This window comes from Methylomonas albis, from assembly GCF_014850955.1.
Classification (GTDB): Bacteria; Pseudomonadota; Gammaproteobacteria; order Methylococcales; family Methylomonadaceae; genus Methylomonas; species Methylomonas albis.
The window spans coordinates 958,861-976,761 of record NZ_JACXSS010000001.1; the positions used below are offsets into that span (position 1 = coordinate 958,861).

18 protein-coding genes are annotated in these 17,901 nt (G+C 48.5%); 17 read left to right on the plus strand and 1 reads right to left on the minus strand.

From position 1 onward, the window contains the following. Nucleotides 1-506 precede the first annotated feature (506 nt). The 12 genes from EBA_RS04615 (at nt 507) to EBA_RS04670 (ending at nt 11,987) form a co-directional block, all read left to right on the plus strand. Nucleotides 507-914, plus strand: coding sequence for a FixH family protein (locus EBA_RS04615; protein ID WP_192373568.1), 408 nt, complete (start codon nt 507-509; stop codon nt 912-914). Beyond that, the gene (locus EBA_RS04620) at nt 911-2,269 is read left to right on the plus strand and encodes a cytochrome-c peroxidase (protein ID WP_223146642.1); all 1,359 of its coding nucleotides are present in this window, start codon (nt 911-913) and stop codon (nt 2,267-2,269) included. The genes EBA_RS04615 and EBA_RS04620 overlap by 4 nt, the downstream gene beginning before the upstream one ends. A 130-nt stretch (nt 2,270-2,399) precedes the next feature. After that, nucleotides 2,400-2,717: a hypothetical protein gene (locus EBA_RS04625; protein ID WP_192373569.1), complete on the plus strand. Its 318-nt coding sequence runs from the start codon at nt 2,400-2,402 to the stop codon at nt 2,715-2,717. Continuing rightward, complete coding sequence (locus EBA_RS04630; protein ID WP_192373570.1) at nt 2,683-2,889, plus strand: hypothetical protein; 207 nt, start codon at nt 2,683-2,685, stop codon at nt 2,887-2,889. Before EBA_RS04625 ends, EBA_RS04630 begins: the two co-directional genes overlap by 35 nt. Then, nucleotides 2,835-3,587, plus strand: coding sequence for a hypothetical protein (locus tag EBA_RS04635; RefSeq protein WP_192373571.1), 753 nt, complete (start codon nt 2,835-2,837; stop codon nt 3,585-3,587). The genes EBA_RS04630 and EBA_RS04635 overlap by 55 nt, the downstream gene beginning before the upstream one ends. 214 nt (nt 3,588-3,801) lie before the next feature. Then, nucleotides 3,802-4,299 (plus strand): phage tail protein, encoded by a 498-nt coding sequence (locus EBA_RS04640; protein WP_192373572.1) that lies wholly within the window; start codon nt 3,802-3,804, stop codon nt 4,297-4,299. 484 nt (nt 4,300-4,783) lie between these two features. Further along, complete coding sequence (parE, locus tag EBA_RS04645) at nt 4,784-6,673, plus strand: DNA topoisomerase IV subunit B (RefSeq protein ID WP_192373573.1); 1,890 nt, start codon at nt 4,784-4,786, stop codon at nt 6,671-6,673. Between the two features lie 116 nt (nt 6,674-6,789). Continuing rightward, nucleotides 6,790-7,425, plus strand: coding sequence for a hypothetical protein (locus tag EBA_RS04650; protein WP_192373574.1), 636 nt, complete (start codon nt 6,790-6,792; stop codon nt 7,423-7,425). Next, the gene (locus EBA_RS04655; RefSeq protein ID WP_192373575.1) at nt 7,415-9,331 is read left to right on the plus strand and encodes a Mu transposase C-terminal domain-containing protein; all 1,917 of its coding nucleotides are present in this window, start codon (nt 7,415-7,417) and stop codon (nt 9,329-9,331) included. Before EBA_RS04650 ends, EBA_RS04655 begins: the two co-directional genes overlap by 11 nt. Before the next feature lie 44 nt (nt 9,332-9,375). Then, nucleotides 9,376-10,089: an AAA family ATPase gene (locus EBA_RS04660; RefSeq protein WP_192373576.1), complete on the plus strand. Its 714-nt coding sequence runs from the start codon at nt 9,376-9,378 to the stop codon at nt 10,087-10,089. Next, nucleotides 10,086-10,253: a type II toxin-antitoxin system RelE/ParE family toxin gene (locus tag EBA_RS04665; RefSeq protein WP_229427825.1), complete on the plus strand. Its 168-nt coding sequence runs from the start codon at nt 10,086-10,088 to the stop codon at nt 10,251-10,253. The genes EBA_RS04660 and EBA_RS04665 overlap by 4 nt, the downstream gene beginning before the upstream one ends. A 777-nt stretch (nt 10,254-11,030) precedes the next feature. Next, nucleotides 11,031-11,987: a VPLPA-CTERM sorting domain-containing protein gene (locus EBA_RS04670; protein ID WP_192373577.1), complete on the plus strand. Its 957-nt coding sequence runs from the start codon at nt 11,031-11,033 to the stop codon at nt 11,985-11,987. A gap of 407 nt (nt 11,988-12,394) precedes the next feature. Here EBA_RS04670 and EBA_RS04675 read toward each other — a convergent pair whose 3' ends face one another. Beyond that, nucleotides 12,395-12,997: a winged helix-turn-helix domain-containing protein gene (locus tag EBA_RS04675; RefSeq protein ID WP_192373578.1), complete on the minus strand. Its 603-nt coding sequence runs from the start codon at nt 12,995-12,997 to the stop codon at nt 12,395-12,397. Between the two features lie 48 nt (nt 12,998-13,045). On the opposite strand from EBA_RS04675, the gene EBA_RS04680 reads away from it, so the two are divergent. The 5 genes from EBA_RS04680 to EBA_RS04700 all read left to right on the plus strand — a co-directional run bounded on the left by EBA_RS04680 (nt 13,046) and on the right by EBA_RS04700 (nt 17,647). Continuing rightward, nucleotides 13,046-13,354, plus strand: coding sequence for a helix-turn-helix domain-containing protein (locus tag EBA_RS04680; RefSeq protein WP_225616469.1), 309 nt, complete (start codon nt 13,046-13,048; stop codon nt 13,352-13,354). 3 nt (nt 13,355-13,357) lie between these two features. Further along, the gene (locus EBA_RS04685; protein WP_192373579.1) at nt 13,358-13,594 is read left to right on the plus strand and encodes a WGR domain-containing protein; all 237 of its coding nucleotides are present in this window, start codon (nt 13,358-13,360) and stop codon (nt 13,592-13,594) included. A gap of 126 nt (nt 13,595-13,720) precedes the next feature. Then, the gene (locus EBA_RS04690; RefSeq protein ID WP_225615907.1) at nt 13,721-14,542 is read left to right on the plus strand and encodes a class I SAM-dependent DNA methyltransferase; all 822 of its coding nucleotides are present in this window, start codon (nt 13,721-13,723) and stop codon (nt 14,540-14,542) included. Between the two features lie 60 nt (nt 14,543-14,602). Beyond that, entirely contained in the window at nt 14,603-15,592 is a 990-nt protein-coding gene (locus EBA_RS04695; protein WP_192373580.1) for a hypothetical protein, read from the plus strand. 768 nt (nt 15,593-16,360) lie between these two features. Beyond that, the gene (locus tag EBA_RS04700; protein WP_192373581.1) at nt 16,361-17,647 is read left to right on the plus strand and encodes a phospholipase effector Tle1 domain-containing protein; all 1,287 of its coding nucleotides are present in this window, start codon (nt 16,361-16,363) and stop codon (nt 17,645-17,647) included. The last annotated feature ends 254 nt before the right edge of the window (nt 17,648-17,901 follow it).

Sequence of the window (17,901 nt, forward strand, 5' to 3'; positions counted from 1 at the left end):
GAAAAGGTTTTAGGAAGTAGGATGTAACAAGAGTGGGATTAATAATACTTTAATATTAATAATAATTGAATATGACAAAATGCCGCGCGACAAGTTGACGCAGTAATCTATTTGTCTGTTATTACTATTTCTTGAGCGGGCCAAAAGTGACGGCTTATTTTTTGCCGCGTTTTCTCAGAAATTAATCTGCCCCGACTCTATTCTTGCGTTTTGATCCCGGACGCCGGCGGCTGGCAACAGACCCGCGCCCACAAGACCTAGACGCTATGCCAACGCCAAGGCCGCCACGCCTTCGAAAACGCGCGGCATTTGGGGAACCGCCCCTAGTATCCTACATTGCTTAGGTGTTCAAATTGCCCGACATCGGAAACATGGCACAAATATTTCTACGTAAACCGGACACTGGCCGAAACCCACGCGCTTAGCGTGCTAAGCGCGTGCCAACTGTTTAGAAATCGAACATTAATAGTGTTCATCTGCCTGTAATTTGAACACTGGTTACACGAATGAATAACCTGAAATTCCCGCACGTTATATTGGGCATGATCTTGGCTCTGACCATTTTTCCGTCCTCAGCGGCAGCGGACGACCGTATCAGCGGCAAAGGCATCTACCGGGTTCGTTGGCAAAGCCTGGTGCCGGAAGTGACGACAGATTTGATTCACGACTGGCGATTGCATGTGGAAACGGCCGATCGGCGTCCGGCGGAAAACTTGACCATCACCGTTTCCGCTCATATGCCGGGGCATGCTCACGGTTTGCCGACACAACCCAGGGCAACCGCTTATCTTGGTGACGGGGATTACCGTATCGACGGTATGAAGTTTCAAATGAGCGGTATCTGGTGGGTTCGCTTCGATTTGTGGTGGAAGAACCGGCGCGACTGGGTGATCTTCGAAGTCCCGGTAAAATGAAAGTCGCGATCAAGTTCATTCTCGCCCATTTGGCCAGCTGCCGCGACCGAACCGGCAGCGTCGAAACCCTGCGGAAAGAACCCGTTACCAGCCAAGGCCGAGACCATCCGACTACCCGCTTGGTCAACGGTTTGGCTCTGATGTTGCTTTTTAGCAGCTTAACCATTCAAGCCTCAGGCCGCGCTAATTGGACGGAAAGTGAATTGACGCTATTGCGGTCGCTGGCTCTGTCCAGTCTGCCGCCGTTGCCGGCAGATCCTTCCAACCGCTTTGCCGATAGCCCGGCTGCGGTGGAATTGGGCCGTCGCTTGTTTTTCGACCGACGCTTGAGTTCGAACGGCAAAGTCGCTTGCGCCAGTTGCCACGATCCGGAACGAGGCTTTCAGGACGGGCGAGCTTTGGCGAAAGGCGTCGGCCGGGCCAGTCGTCGAGCCATGCCGTTGACGGGGATGGCCTACAGTCCATGGCTGTTTTGGGACGGTCGCAAGGACAGCCAATGGTCGCAGGCACTCGGTCCACTGGAGAATTCCAACGAACACAATCTGAGCCGTGGCCGTTTAGCCAAATTGGTTTTGGCATATTATCGCCCCGAATATCGCGCCGTGTTCGGCGCACCGGCCGATCTGACGGCCGTGCCGGAAAACGCCGGACCGCTGGGTAACAAGTCGGCGCGACGCGCTTGGTCGCGGCTCCAAGACACGGAACGTGACGGCGTCAATCGCGTCTTTGCCAATGTCGGCAAAGCCATCGCGGCCTACGAGCGTGGAATTACGTGGGGCGAAAGCCGTTTCGATGCCTATGTGCGCGCCTTGTGGGACGATGCTCCGGTCAGGCAGGAAAATTCACTAAGTGCGACAGAAGTTGCGGGACTTAAACTATTCATCGGCAAGGCGCATTGCGTCGAATGCCATCGCGGGCCGTTGTTCAGCGATCTGGATTTTCACAATACCGGGGTCCCGATTCGCCCTGGCTTGCCCAGGGATTTAGGCCGTCTGGCCGGCGCGGAACAAGTCGTCGCCGACGAATTCAACTGCTTGGGACCTTACAGCGATGCCAATCCGGAGCAATGTCGGGAGTTGAACTTCATCAACAAGAGCGATCCTCGCTTGTTGCGAGCCTATAAGCCGCCCAGTTTGCGTAATGTCGCCGAACGCCCGCCCTACATGCACGCCGGCCAATTCCCCAGCCTGCAAGCCGTCATCGGTCATTACAGCCGGGCACCCGCCGCTCCGGAGGGACGTAGCGAAATCAAACCCTTGCATCTAAATGGAGCCGAAATTCGTCAATTGATCGCATTTCTGAAAACACTCAGCGGCGCCATCCTCAGTCCCGGCTCGGTACCTGTTTTTAGGTGAGCAGAACTACCTTCTGAGGCTTTACCAACCGAAGCGTCTGACAAGATAGGCTTCGTAACCGTGTTTGGGTTTCGCCGCACCGTCGATTGCCGGTAAAATCTAGCCAATTTTTGCCAGCCGCTGATTTGCGATGGACAACGACATCTACCTCTACGATACCGAGCGCCTGCATGCCATTGCCTCGGAAGACTTGGTCAAGCAAGGCTTGCGCTATTTCAACGACAACAGGGTGATTGGTGTCGCCCGCGATGGGACCCGCTTGGAGGCTCAGGTCGAGGACGAAAACGGCGAGCAATATTGGCTGGAACTGGTGGCCGATGTCGATGGCAATTTGCTGGTGAGCTGCGATTGCCATCCCGAATCCGGCGATCCTCGACCAACGTATCGCCCAATTGGTGAAGGGCGAGCGCGATTTGTTCGACAACGTCGTCGAGCCGGATGCGACTGAAGACGTGGTCGGTTTGTCGAAGAAAATGTTGCAGACCTTGATCGACGACTTGGCGAGCGGCGCTCCGGCCGACGATGCGGCCAAGGTAGAAACGGCCGAAGCGCTGGTCATTCCGAAATGGAAGCGGAACCATCTAGTCGGGCTACCGTCCATGTCCCGCTGGAATACCTAGCAGAAGACGAAGGCAGCGTGCGCCAAGCCGTGATCGGTATTCAAACCGCGTTCGGGTCGCGCATCGAACGCATACTGGCCAAAGCCGGGGGCTTGCTGGTGGTGGTCGAAAGCTGGCGGGAGGGAGACGAGGAAGCCGCCGAGGATTTATCGTCCGACGGCCTGAAAGTCGCGGTGATCGACCGCCGCACCTGGCGCAGCTTGCAACGATTGGGAGGCGCCTCACCCTTGGCCGAAGCCCGGCAGATTTTCGAAAGCGCAGCCGACCCGGCGCCAGTCAACCCGCTGCACGAGACGGCCGCGCAAAAATTGCGCTCGGCGCAAGTGCTGCTGGAACAACAATGTATGGCCGGGGTGATGGACTTGCTGGCGTCAGCCTTGCTTGATAAGGTGGCGGCGCTGGCCGGCATGGATCGCGCGCCGCCGGCCAACGAAGCCGCGGTCTGGTTGTACGGCGACATCGTGCCGCGCGGCTTGTTGGCGGCCGAGCAGATCACGCTGATTTTGCAAGCCGTCTCGCTGAGCCAAAGTCCCGTCCTTCCCGAGCCGCTAATGCGGCAGGTGGCCGGTGATGCCGAGCGGTTTGTCAGCATGCCGGCCAACCGCCCTTTCAATGATTACACGATATGTCGTGTAAAAACGAAATTTCGTGCTCAGAAGGCTGTATCCATGGCAATGTTTGTTGGTCGTGGAGTATGAGTAGCGTTTTATATTCAATGGTTTAGCCTGTCATCGCCCCGGTTCGCAAAAAATGGCATCCGATTTGCTCATACAAATTGAAGTTCATCGATTTTTACGACAGATTTTTTAAACATCGAGTCGATGGCTTTCAGCCCAACCGAATTATCGAATCGTTCGGCCGCCGTCTAGGCTTAGCCGAATAGTTTTTCATTGAACTTTTTGAGGATATGTTATGAAAGCAGCTACCCATTTTATTAGCGTTATATTGGGTTTCGCCATGGTCTCGTCAGCCAGCGGAGCCGCCACTGAGGATGTCGCGGGTGATTCCGGACTGCCGGTCTACTATGAATTCAACGCCGGCGGTATCTCCACCTATTTCACGGATTGCAAAGGCATGGGTTCGCAGAACGAAGTGGAGCAAATGAAGATTGTCACGCGCGACGACATCGCTTTCAGTAAAATACCGGGGCGCATGTCGGTTAAAAATCTTACCTGTAGTAAAGGCTTGAGTAAGTCGCTGGATTTTTGGAATTGGCGACAACAGGTTGCCAGCGGCAGAGGGGGTAAGGCGCGTGTCGATGCTACATTGATTGTCTACGATCAAAAAATGAGTCCCATCGCGGAATGGAGCTTTGCTCGCGTGTGGCCGGTATCGATTGATTTCAACGAAACAACGCCCGGAAAAGAAACCATGGTCTTCGCCGCCGATCAGATCCAACGGCTGCGTTGATCGAAAGCGCGAAGATTTGTTTGCTCATCATCGGAAACAGCCGTGGGGCCCTGGAAAACGCCGTTCTTCCGGCTTTTCGAAGGGCCTATCCGCTAGTCTTCAGCAGGCTGGGACAATAGTGGCGTTTTTAGATTCATGGAAGTCATTTGCAATCGCGGCCATTTTTATCGCTTCGTCGCAGGTTTTCCAGCTCTTCGGCAAGGATTTCAAGGTCTAATCGGCTAAACTTGCTGCGGCTGGCGCAAATACCCCGGTGTAAAAATCGATTTCGGCAGTGCGCATCGCTTGATCCCGTCCCGTCATGTAGTTCTCACGTTAATTGCTTAACAATACAATTTCGTATGCCAGTAACCACGGCCACTGAGTGCTAATGGCAAATTGGGACAGTATCTTGGCTTGCAAGCAGTTTTTACCAGCGTCCTCGTGCTGGTTGGTGACATATAATGACCAGCTAACACTTGATAATCACTTTTTACAAGACATCATGACCCAAGAATATAACGCGGCTGCTATAGAAGTATTGAGCGGCCTGGACCCGGTGCGTAAACGTCCCGGTATGTATACCGACACCACCCGCCCTAATCATTTGGTGCAGGAAGTGGTGGACAACAGCGTGGACGAAGCCTTGGCCGGCCACGCCGATACCATCAATGTTGTACTTTATAAAGATGGCTCGGTGCGTGTGGATGATAACGGCCGCGGCATGCCGGTGGATATTCATCCCGAGCAAGGTATTCCAGGGGTGGAAGTGATCCTCACGCAACTGCATGCCGGTGGCAAATTCTCAAACAAAAACTATCAATTTTCCGGCGGCTTGCACGGTGTCGGCGTGTCGGTTGTCAATGCTTTATCAGAAAAACTGTTGGTTGAGATTAAGCGCGGTGGCGGCGTGTATCAGATGGAATATGCAGGCGGGGACAAAGTCAGCGACTTGCGGCAAAGTGGTACGGTCGGTAAAAACAACACCGGCACCAGCGTGCACTTCTGGCCGGACGGCAAGTATTTCGACTCCAACCGGGTATCGGTCAGCAAGCTCAAGCACGTGTTACGGGCCAAGGCGGTATTGTGTCCGGGCTTAAAAATCACTTTAAATTCCGAACTCAGCGACGAGCAATACGAATGGTGTTACCAGAACGGTTTACAGGAATATTTGCTCGATAGAGTTGGCGATGCCGAAATTTTTCCACAGCCACCGTTCATGGCCAATATGGCGGCCAGCAATGAAGCGGTGGAGTGGGGCATCGTCTGGACGCCGGACAGCCTGCCGGAAACCATCGCCGAGAGTTATGTGAACTTGGTTCCCACTGCGCAAGGCGGCACCCACGTCAACGGCCTTCGCGCCGGCTTGACCGAGGCGATGCGCGAGTTTCTGGATTTCCGCAGTCTGTTGCCACGCGGCGTCAAGGTCGCGCCGGAAGACGTTTGGGAAAGCTGTCATTTTGTGTTGTCGGTAAAACTGGAGGACCCGCAGTTTTCCGGACAAACCAAGGAAAGGCTGAGTTCGCGCGAATGCGTGACCTTCGTTTCCGGCGTCGCCAAAGATACTTTCAGCCTGTGGTTGAATCAGCATCCGCAGGAAGGCGAGAAAATCGCTGAAATCATATTGGCTAGCGCGCAAAAGCGCTTGAAAGCCGGCAAAAAAATTATCCGGAAACGCATCACCTCAGGCCCGGCTTTGCCTGGCAAGCTGGCAGATTGTTCCGGGCAGGATCTTGGCCGCACCGAACTGTTTCTGGTGGAGGGCGACTCGGCCGGCGGTTCGGCCAAGCAGGCCAGGGACCGTGAGTTCCAGGCAATCATGCCCTTGCGTGGCAAAATATTGAATACTTGGGAAGTCGATTCCAATGAGGTCATGGCTTCTCAAGAAGTACATGACATCGCCGTGGCACTGGGCATAGAGCCGGATAGTAACGACCTGCAAAACCTGCGCTATGGCAAGATCTGCATCCTGGCCGATGCTGACTCAGACGGCAATCACATCGCCACCTTGATTTGCGCGCTGTTTTATCAGCATTTCAACGCCTTGGTCAGGGCAGGGCATGTGTTCGTGGCGATGCCGCCGCTGTATCGTATCGACGTGGGTAAAAAAGTATTTTATGCGCTAGACGAATCGGAACGTTTGGGAGTGTTGGCACGCATCGAAGCCGAAAAGCTCACCGGCAAAATCAACATTCAGCGCTTCAAAGGTTTGGGTGAAATGAATCCGTCGCAATTGCGGGAAACCACGATGAATCCGGATACCCGCCGCTTAGTGCAACTGACCATCGAAGAAAACGACGACACTCGCGAGCAGATGGACTTATTACTGGCAAAGAAGCGTGCCGGCGACCGCAAGAGCTGGCTTGAAGACCGTGGCAACTTGGCGCAAATATAAGCAAATGTGAATTTTATGGAAAATTTATAAAAATTTAGGAAAACATTATAAGATTTTTATAAGAAGCCTATAAAAAGCGTATAGTTTGAGCATGGAAGCTCGGAATACGCATAAAAATGACAAATTCTGCCCGCAAGCTTAAAAGATCGGCTGTTAAGAACATCGTCCGATTTCCCGCCATCAAGGCAAATGGTGGCAAGACAATCCTCGTCGAATCCATTCTCGAATCGAAATACTGTCTGCATTTGGAATTTGACCCCAACGTAGCAACCTACTTTCCTCAGCCAAAAACATTCAAGATTCCAGGAGAGGATGAAGAAACTGCCTTCAAGCCGAATTTCGAGGTGCACTACGCTTCGGGTGCCCGTAGTTATGTAGGGGTAAAGTCGCTTGAGCGGGCTTCAACATTTCACCTCCAGCAGCTTTTGGCTCGTTTTGAATCGACGTTCCAATACCAACCTAATGTCAATTTTTTCGTAGTCGATGAGCTTGAAATTTTTCAGCAGCCACTACTTTCCAATTACGAAAAACTGTACCAATACAGAAAACGCCCTTCATTAGATATAAGAAACCTTCACCATTGCGCCGCAGGTATAACTGTTTCGATGCCTCTGTCTCGTCTAGTTGCCAAACTCGGCGACAGTGCGTCGTTAAGGGAAATATATTCGTGGCTCGCGCTGGGATACTTGAGTTTTGACATGAGTTCCGAACAACTAACCATGATGACAGAGGTAAAGTTTCATGTTGGTTGAATTATGTGTCGAAGGAGCCATTGTTGAATTCATCAATGGTCAACCCTGTGATAGAGCCATTGTTAGGCAAGTCGGAAAAAATGAAATGGTGCTGGCGAATATAGCAAACGGCGCGACATCTAAACTGCATAGAGACGGCCTCAACAGCATTTACGAATCTGGGGGCCTGAAGTTTCTTGCAGAGTCTCGTGACCTTGGTGACTTGAAGTTTTTTGATCTAACTGAACGGGAGCAACGTGAGACTAATCGGAAATATCAGTATGTCAAATGGTTGCAGGAAAAGGGCGTAAGCAAGATTACTGAAAAAAGCGCTGGATCAATAATACGGGAAGTAGCCCAGGAATTAGGTGAGCAGGCTCCTCATTGGCAATCCGTCAGAGGCTGGCATAAAAACTTCATTGATGCTGGCAGAAAAATGCGAGGGTTGTATCCAAAGCATCGTAATAAAGGCTCTCGGGAGCCAAAAATTGATGCAAGGGTCTTGGCAATAATTCGAAAAGAAGCAAAGCGTTATTTTAAGCTTAGTCAGCCTACTATGGCGTCAATTGTGCGGAATGTAGAAGATAAAATTACCGCACATAACATAGATAATCCAGACGATACACTCAAGATACCAACTTACCTGACAGTGCAAAACCGCGTTATGGAGGGGCTGTATCAGAATAAGCAGAAAGCGAGGCAAGGCACTAGAGCTTTCTTGGCGGAACTTGCAAACGCTAAAAGTGGAATAGAGACAATAAGGATTTTGGAAAGAGTTGAAATAGACCATACATTATTGGATATACATGTACTACATGATGATCATAAAACCCTATTGGGTAGGCCGAACATCACTGTTTTGATTGATCATTATTCACATATGGTGCTTGGTTTTCAGCTTTCGTTTGAGAAGCCTTCATTTGCGTCAGTATGCATGGCCTGTATGAATGCTTTTCTGCCAAAGGAATCCTTTTTAAAAAACCTTGGTTGTGATTCAAGTTGGTCAGCACATGGTATTCCGGTGTTGTTGGTCACAGACAACGCCAATGAGTTTTGGGGGAATAGTTTTATTGCTGTTGCTGACGAAATCGGTTCAATTTTTCAGTATTGTCCGATTCGAAAGGGGAATTATAAAAGCCGCATCGAACGATTCTTTGGGATCGTAAATTCTTTGGTACTTGATGATCTGCCCGGCGTCGTCCGAAAACCCGGAAAAAGTGGAGAAGGTTATGATGCGCGGCAAGAAGCCAAAATGACTTTCTCGGAGTTTAAGTATTATTTTGTTACTTGGCTGACGGAAATCTATAATAATTTGCCAATTGAGGAGTTAGATATGACTCCAAATGAGCTTTGGAAAGCGTCAGAGGAAGATTTCCCAGTACCATTAGAAGATGAAATGGAGCTGACCCCAATTCTAATGGCGACAGACACACGAGAGCTAAGTAAAGGTGGGGTTCGAATTTTTGGGATGGATTACAATTCATCGATTCTCAAAGATTTGTATCGACGAGATGGCCCAGTAACGGTAACTATTAAATATAGCCCATTTGATATTGGCTATATTTTGATTTTGGATGTGATAAATAAAGTCTACTTAAAGGTGGATTGCGATGATTATGCCTATGCATCGGGTTTGTCAGTTTTTGAACATAACAAAATTAAAGAAGAGGCAAGGAGAATAAGAAAGTCGAAATTAGAAAATCTGGACTTGAAAAGAGCTAAAGTAAAATTATCTAAGGAGCGTGATGAGCTTCATTCAAGAAATTCCAGAAGAAAAACTCAGGTAACAACTTCAAATGCTGCGAGATCAGAAAAAGTAGGTATAAGCGATGTCAAACTGATTGTCGATAATTCGAAGCGAGTAATTCAAATGGAGCATGATTCAGAAGAGAAAGAACTGAATTTAGACGGTTGGAGTGTGGACTAGTGGAGTCCTCCTATATCGATCGACCTTTCATCAAGAGCCCGTTTTTGTCGAACATAATCGAGCTGTTTGATTCGTTGCGATTTAAAAAGATAAATTTCGGCGTGGCTTCTTGTTTGTTGCTCATAGGGGAGTCTGGGAGCGGTAAGAGTGAGCTTGCTAAGTATTATGTGAAAAACAATCCTGTTTTTGAGCAGGCTGAGCGTACTCAAATCCCCGTGCTTCATTTCGAATTTAAATCAATCTCTACGCCAGAAGAGTTTCTAAGGGCTTTGCTTGTTACTGTGGGTGATCCCCAGCAGGGTTTAGGCGCACGAAATAAAGGCGAGCTTTATGATCGCCTACCGTCAGGAAGGAGTGGTTTGACACCCAGGAAGAAGCCATTGTCGCCGGGAAGAAGTTGTGTACAGCCAAATGTAAAAAAGGCTATCAATCTATTCCGACAATACGTTAAGTTATGCATTATGATTACAAATGAACCACCATTAACCGGAGCGGCAACCATGGCAACCGAAGCATTTACCGTTAGGGCTGAATCAGACATCGTGCATCAACTCGATTTTATTGCCGGGGCATTAGATCGATCACGCAATTACCTAGTGAATCAAGCTTTACGGGAATACTTGAAAACCCATGCCTGGCAGGTCGAGAAAATCACCCAAGGTATAGCGGCCGCCGACCGTGGTGAACTGATCGATCATGACGATGTTATGCGTGAAATGGAAGAACAGATCGAACAAAAGGCCAAGGGTAGGGCGTGAAACTCGTTTGGACCGAACCCGCCCGACAGGACTTACGCGAGATGTTGACATTCATCGCCGAAGAAAATCCCAATGCAGCCCGCAGACTATTAGCTGAAATCAAAGAACGCGCCGTCTTGCTGCAAGACAACCCGCAACTAGGCCGCGCTGGCCGCGTCGATTGAACAAGGGAGTTAGTGGTTGTCGGTACACAATACATATTGCCTTATCGATTAAAAGAACAACAAATTCAAATATTGGCTGTATTTCACGGCGCAAGATTGTGGCCGGATAACTTTTAGCTTATTGGGCCTAGAATCCCTTTTTACTGCTGCCTATAAAGGATGCAGATTCCATAACAAACCAGCCAACGATTCCGATACAATTGCGCCAGTATTGAATGACAGCTTTTTGACGTGTTGAATTGTCACAATCGACCCATTCGTGACGGTCGCGTTTATCTGAACCGGCCAGTCAGTCTATCCGGATTCTGCAAACTGTGGAGCTACAAAGCAGACGTTGGGGACCCCGCCCAATTGGCCAGACTGCATTTCGACCAACAATGACAGTAGTTGAATGCTTATCTGCCTGTCAATTATCTTTTGATGCTTGATTACAAGACCTGACCCTGCCTTTTAGTACTTCACGCGGTTGCTCGGCTTAGGTCTGGTAGGGTGTAATACGACTATTGTGCCACACGCGGGTGAAATCTATTACCTCAATAAGGTGGGCAGAAATACCTTGCGCACCATAGTTAGTGGTAGCGTTCTAAAAATTTGACCCAGTTCAAATATGGGTGGACAATTTGGCTCCAGATATTTGTAACTTCAATATTCATTTGGCAATGGCAAGATACTTAGGCTGTTTAATTGGATAATTCTATAGACGGTTTAGTTTGATATCAGTGCTAGGTAATATGCGTTCTACCTTTATTTAGGCACCAGATTGGGAGAAGCCTTTCTATGCAATTTAGCAAATTACAAAAACCGCAAAAGCAATCCATTTTAGATCAACATTCTAGTAGATTTAACAAATTCATACCCTTAGCTGCGATTTCTTTGTTGGCATTTGCTAGCCAAGCATCGGCGAGCGTTGTTTATAGTGCAAATAGCAACACCCAAGTTCGCAAAGTACAAAACGGTATTTTTGTCATAGCCGAACAATATGAAGACCCTAAATCCACTAACGATGGTTCCGCCGTCACTACGTCATCGTCTAGTTCACAAGGACGTTCGAGTGCTAACATTACGAACGGGACACTCAAAGTCTTCGCTCAAGCTGCTAACGCTGGCCCGCAAAATCAACCCGCTTCTGCCAATGGCAATGCGAGCATCAAAGACAACGTAACAATTCATTCGCTGCAAATTATCGATGGTAGCCAAGGCTTAGCTAGAGGGCATATCTACATTGATCTTCCACTAAGTGGTAATACCGCTGCTGCTACCAGTCATTTAGGAAATGCCGATGCATCAGCGATCGCGGCGTTGAATTTACTGGGGCCAAACGGATCAGTAACTTTGTTTAATTACACTGAGCAAAGCTCCCTTTTTGCCAACTTTACAGATGTCTACACCAATACGAGTCTTGCGGGCGCCAAAGGACATTACACCGTGGACATCCCTATAACCTTAGGCCAAGCCTTCACCCTTGAGATGAGAGCGGTTGCTAGTGTGATTAGTCGTGACATTAACAGCAACGGTGTAGCTGATCTGGCAAACTCATTTTACTGGGGCGGCATTGAGTCCATCAAAGTTGGAAGCCAAAACATCACCGATTTCAATGCGCTCGGTAGTAGCGGAGTAGACTGGAAAGCGAGTTACGCTCCAGTCCCATTACCAACCAGCGCCTTGTTTTTATTAACTGGATTAGTTGGGTTGACCCGAATGGTGATCAGGAAAAACCCTAGTAGGTCCAATTAGCGATAACTCAATCGGAGGCACGTTGGCGTCGAAAAGTGCGATTGCGTAAGCTATCGCACCTAATATTTGAATGACACGACAAGCAGATGCTTCAAACGACTGCAAACTGTATATTCCAGCTTGCAGTCGCAATCCACTGAATTTTTTTTAACGTCGCAAAATTGCCGCAGGGACTCAGTGATATCAAATTGCTCGCCAAATATCGGACAGTCAAGCGGGTTACAGGATAAGTTAACTATTGAAATTGGAATGTTACCCCGATAGTCGGCTTTTGGCCGAAACTGTGAGTACGAAAATTTCTACAAACCAATAAATTTCTGCCAATCTTAATCTCAGATCCATCGCAATCCTTTACTATGAAACAAGGACGAACTGATTGGCCATCACTCGTCCTATTACAAGCAAAGCTATTCTTTCAGCGCTATCATCTCGGCCCGGTCTACGATGCTCAGTGTGATTTTGCCTTCCTGGCCCAACCAGCCAATACCTCGCTGGATGACTTTTTCTTCTTCCGGCAGTTCTTTAATCAGTTTTGTAACCGAGGTAGCACCGTTCTCGGATAAGTAATGCCAAATGCTGCCTGCGGTTAAACCGGTCCGTTCACTTGCCGATATTTCCGACGTTGCCGCTACGGGTTCCGGGACTGCGGTTTCAGGCTTTTTCGGCGCTTTCTTTGCTGGACTGGATTTTTTAGCGGTGGTTTTGGTAGTTTTAGGCTGTTCGGTTTCGGCAGTGGGAGTTATAGCTGCTGTAGGCGTTTCAGTTAGTTTTTTAGTCGCTTTGACTGTAGGTGTGTGTTCAGCCTTAGCGTTGGCTTCGACATCCGAGGTCTGATTCGGGGTTTTCTGCGCGGTGCTGGTTTTTTTAGCGGTAGTTTTACTAGCTACCGACGCTGCAGGTTGTTCCGCTTTGGCCTTTGTAGATAGGGGCTTTTCGGGGGTGGTTTTAGGTTTCTTCGTCATGAAATACACCATAGTCAGGATGAAAAAGAGTAGTAACGCTTCAGTCATGGAGGCTCTTCATACAGGCTGCTGAATATTACTCGACTTTGCGCTGATCTGACCAGTTCTGCCGGCAAGATGACCATGCAAGTGATCGCAGCTGTCGCCGAGTTTGAGCGTGATCTGTTGATTGAGCGAACCCAAGCGGGAATCAGTCGCGCGAAGGCCGCGGGTAAACAGTTTGGTCGGCCGCCGGCACTTAATGCGGAAGCGCGTGCTGACGTTGTCAAACGCTTGGCCGCAGGCAGCAACGTTTCCGAGTTGGCTCGAGAATTCAAAACCACTCGGCAAACCATTATGCGGATTCGGGAAGCGGCGATGAAATCACCGCAAACTGATCATACGGTCCACTCTTCTGGGGAGTAACTGATGAATCATCTATATCTTGAAAGACACGATACCGAAAACAACCTGCATCGGTTTTACCAGATGTTTGTCACGCCAGGTCTATTTGATGATTGGTCACTGATCAAGGAGTGGGGCAGGGTAGGTTCTCCAGGCACAGTCAGGAAGGAGTGGTTCGATACCCAGGAAGAAGCCATTGTCGCTGGGAATAAGTTGTACACGGCCAAATGTAAAAAGGGTTATCAAGTGATTAGCGTTTAGGCCGCAATTGAAACAGCGCTTGCTATCAGTGTATTCTCCGCAGCCTAGCGTTAACCTCATTTAGGGTTACAAGGACTTTCAATCACGCTACCGCCAAATTTACCGGTAGATAACAGCAAAAAGCTCATGGCCATCAAAAAATCCGAGCTGTATAGCTCGCTATGGAAAAGCTGCGACGAACTGCGCGGCGGAATGGATGCATCGCAATACAAGGATTGTGTGCTGGTATTGCTGTTTATCAAATATGTCAGTGATAAATATGCCGGTATACCTTACGCCCCGGTTACCATTCCGGAAGGTGCCAGTTTTAAAGATATGGTCGCCCTCAAAGGCAAGCCCGACATTGGCGATCAGATCAATAAAAAGATCATTGCGCCGTTAAAGTCAGCCAACAAACTGACCGACATGCCGGACTTCAACGATGCCGGCAAACTGGGCAGCGGTAGTGAAATGGTCGAGAAGCTGACCAGCCTGATTGCCATCTTCGAGAACCCCGCCCTGGACTTCTCCAAAAACCGCGCCGAAGGCGACGACATCCTCGGCGATGCCTACGAATTTTTGATGCGGCATTTTGCTGTCGACAGCGGTAAGAGCAAAGGCCAGTTTTATACGCCGGCGGAAGTCAGTCGGGTTATCGCCCAAATCATCGGTATCAGCGAGGCCAACACCAGCAGCAATACTACGGTGTACGATCCCACCTGCGGCTCAGGCTCATTGTTACTGAAAGTCGGCGACGAAGCCAATGCCAAAGTTACTCTAAATGGTCAGGAAAAGGACGGCGCTACCAGCGGTTTGGCACGGATGAATATGATCCTGCACGACCATGCTACGGCGTTGATCTTTCAAGGCAACACGCTGGCAGACCCTAAATTCAAAGACGGCGAAACACTTAAAACCTTCGACTACGTAGTCGCCAATAGAGTGGATGGTAGATTTCACTACATATAACTTGACAAGAGGGTCCTTTTGTCTAAATTCACAAAATATAACGACATTAGATATTAATGTATGGAACGGAGCTTTAAAGTCGCATACGCAGACCCTGGGTTCATCGCTCAGGCCGGCTTTGCGAAAGTCGCAGACTTACCTTTCATCTTTGACTCACAGCTTGCCTATCACCGCCTAGGTAGCCAATTCCTGATTGATCGTGGGCTAGGAATCTGGGATCCTCGTCATCGCGGAGCTGACCAAAACCCATACCCACCAACGACCAAGAGCATAAAAAACTATGCGGATCGGCTTGCGAATTTCCTGGAATGGTGCACAGTTCGTGGTCTTAATCCGAAGATTGCCGATTACAAGCGGGATTTGATTGGACGATATCAAAACGAAATGCTTAATGGAACCTGGTCTCGCGATAACAGGCCGCTGTCTGAACGCACGATCAATGTTCGTATCGACACTGCGGTTGACTACTTATCCTGGATGGCAGACAAGGAGTTGCGCGCTCCGTTCTCGATACCGAAGATCACGCGCTCCGGTGTGGTTGCAAACCCCAAAAGTTTTCGGGGGCACTCTCCAAAAGAAATCGAGGTTCGGGCAGGTAAACTTCGCGAAGCCGACGGGCACTTAAAATTTCCGGATGACACGGAGATAGCTGCCTGGCTTAATCGATTGTACGCAAAGGAAGTTTCAGGACCCACTGTAGGACTGATTGCCGAGCTTGTACTGGAAACTGGTATCCGTCGTGAAGAAGCCGCGAGTTGGAGGCTGGACACTTTGCCCATAGAGCGAGACAAGTGGCAGATTGTTAATCCGTCATCTGAAATCGAAAACCAGGCAGTGGCCGTCAACCTTCGATATGGGACAAAAGGTAAGGAATATGGGCGTGATCACGGCGACAAGATCGGCCCATCCGGTGAAATTCTTTTGCCATTACCTCTAGCTCTAAAACTTCATTATTACCGTGAAAAGGTCCGCCCTAAGGTGCTTGCTATAGCAACCCGGAAGGGCGCGGGGCTGGCCGAGCAAAGGAAGAATCTGTACATCTATTTTTAAAGCCCGCCACTGGCAAGCGTTACGCAACAAGTATAAGGTGAGAAAGCGTGCAGACGGAGGCTATCCACTTTCGTATCTCTACCAGACACTAGGTTTGGTGCGCTTAAGCCGCTTGGGGTGTGACGAACCGTGGGCGAAAGCGTGACATCTTGTCCGAGAGCCGGATGCGGGAAATCTGCCAGTCCGGTTCGATGAGCGGGGTGTGGAAACGGGGTTACGGTAAGGCTATTAGGACACCGTCAAACGAAAGGCACGGAAACAGCAAGCCAAACCTAATGCTACCGCGCCACATCTCGACTCTACCGGTTGAACTCAATGACGAGCGGCTGCTTTCGGGAATCGGAATTTCATTGACCGCTTTGCGGCGATGAATCCGAAGAGAAGACGGTCGCTTGGCGACCCAAATTAGTCGGTCAGCCTGAATTTTTTGATGGCAGCAAATGAACGTAATGCTGCCATTCCGTTGCAACTTCTCAAACCCACTAATATTTTTATTGTTAGGCTATTAGTACATTTGTACTGGTACAAATGCGCCATTGATAAAAGACGCGATTTATTACAGGATAAATGAAGATTTGATTGAATTGGTGTTATGGCCCCTAAGTTGACAGACATAAGTTAATTTGCTTTTACAGGAAACGACGAGAAACCTACCATTCAACGTATAGGTGCGATTAGTTTGAGTAATCGCACATACCAGATCAACATTCCTCCGATTACGCTATCGCTAATCGGAAATACACTGCTGATAATAAAGGGGAACCGAACATGAAAGTTTTACTTGGCAATATTTTTTGGGCGTGGGATCAGAGGTATTTTTTGCGACAAATAGGTGGTATCGCCCTGGTTTTTTTATTATCTGGTTTCGCGCAGACACCAATGGCACAAATAGAAACTTCCGATGTTGGTGAAAAAAATATTAAACTACTTGGAAATCCAGATCAACATAAGAATATATTCATTTTTTTTGATGGAACCTTGAATGACCAAAAATCATCAACAAATGTTTGGAACTTATATAATTTAATTGCTGGTAATAATGACCCACAAACTACTGAGGTCTATATTAAAGGCGTTGGAACTACTGATAATCCAGTACTAGGTGCAGCCCTAGGGAAAGGAATGGAAGAACGTATTCTTACAGGATACAAATTTATTATTGAAAATTACCATCCTGGAGATAATATTTATATTTTTGGTTTTAGTAGAGGCGCACATGAAGCCAGATCTCTTGCTGGACTCCTCGCTTTAGCTGGATATCCAATATTGTCTGCCGAAAACAAAAACAAACTTATGGACATCGGCAATACAATTCTAGATTTTTCAAAAGATAAAAGTGATGAGGACGCAGATTATAGAAATGCATTGAAATCTTCTGTTCCGGGCCAACCCCCCGTATTAGCAAAAGAGATTAAAGAAGAATTAGACCTAGACATGTTACCGGTGGAAATTACGTTCTTAGGTGTTTGGGACACGGTTCCAGGTTCTTCATTTAAAAATTATGGTGCCTGCAAAGAGGAAAAAGGTTTCGTTAAAACGTATTTTTCTTGGCTTCCTGGGATTAGTGCTGGAGAACGCTATAAGACAGACTCATACCCAGCCATCCATTACATTGTTCATGCGGTGTCATTAGACGAAAAACGGAGCAAATTCAAGCCGATACTATTATGTCCGCCCATCAATGCTCAAGCCACTGAGACGACAGAAGTTTGGTTTCCTGGAGCTCATGCTGATGTCGGTGGAGGATATGAGGATTCGCATGAACTCCAAGACATTTCATTAAGTTGGATGATTGATCAACTTGCAAATAAAGGTAAATATAAATTCAATCCAAGGCCACCTAAAATTGAGGGTGTAGCAGAAGGTTTAGCTCATTGGTCTATAAAAGACTTTCCTGCAAATACCGGGAGCGAGTGCGTAGATCGCGAGCCACCTCCGGCGGCCACACTCCATCCCAGTATCGATAAGCGAAAACGATCCTCCCCGGTACCCATCCGAGTTAATGGGGTTGTGAAACGTTTAGGCTACCCTCTTAATTGTGCAGATTTACAATGATTCAGAGAAGCAACTATGCTTATTCAACGCTGCAAGTTGACCGCCTCTATCGTGGCGGCAACTAAGCATAATGAGGCCTTGGAAATTTCAGTGCATACTAAAAATTAGGGCTTGACAAGGTAGCAGTCGTTCATTTCCGGCTGCTACCGATTTTGAATGAGCAAATTCGTCCTATTTGCGGGCAGTTGCCACACCGATGAGGCAGAGAGTTGATCGTTATCAGGCAAAGGTGCCTGTCACTGATTACATGCAGG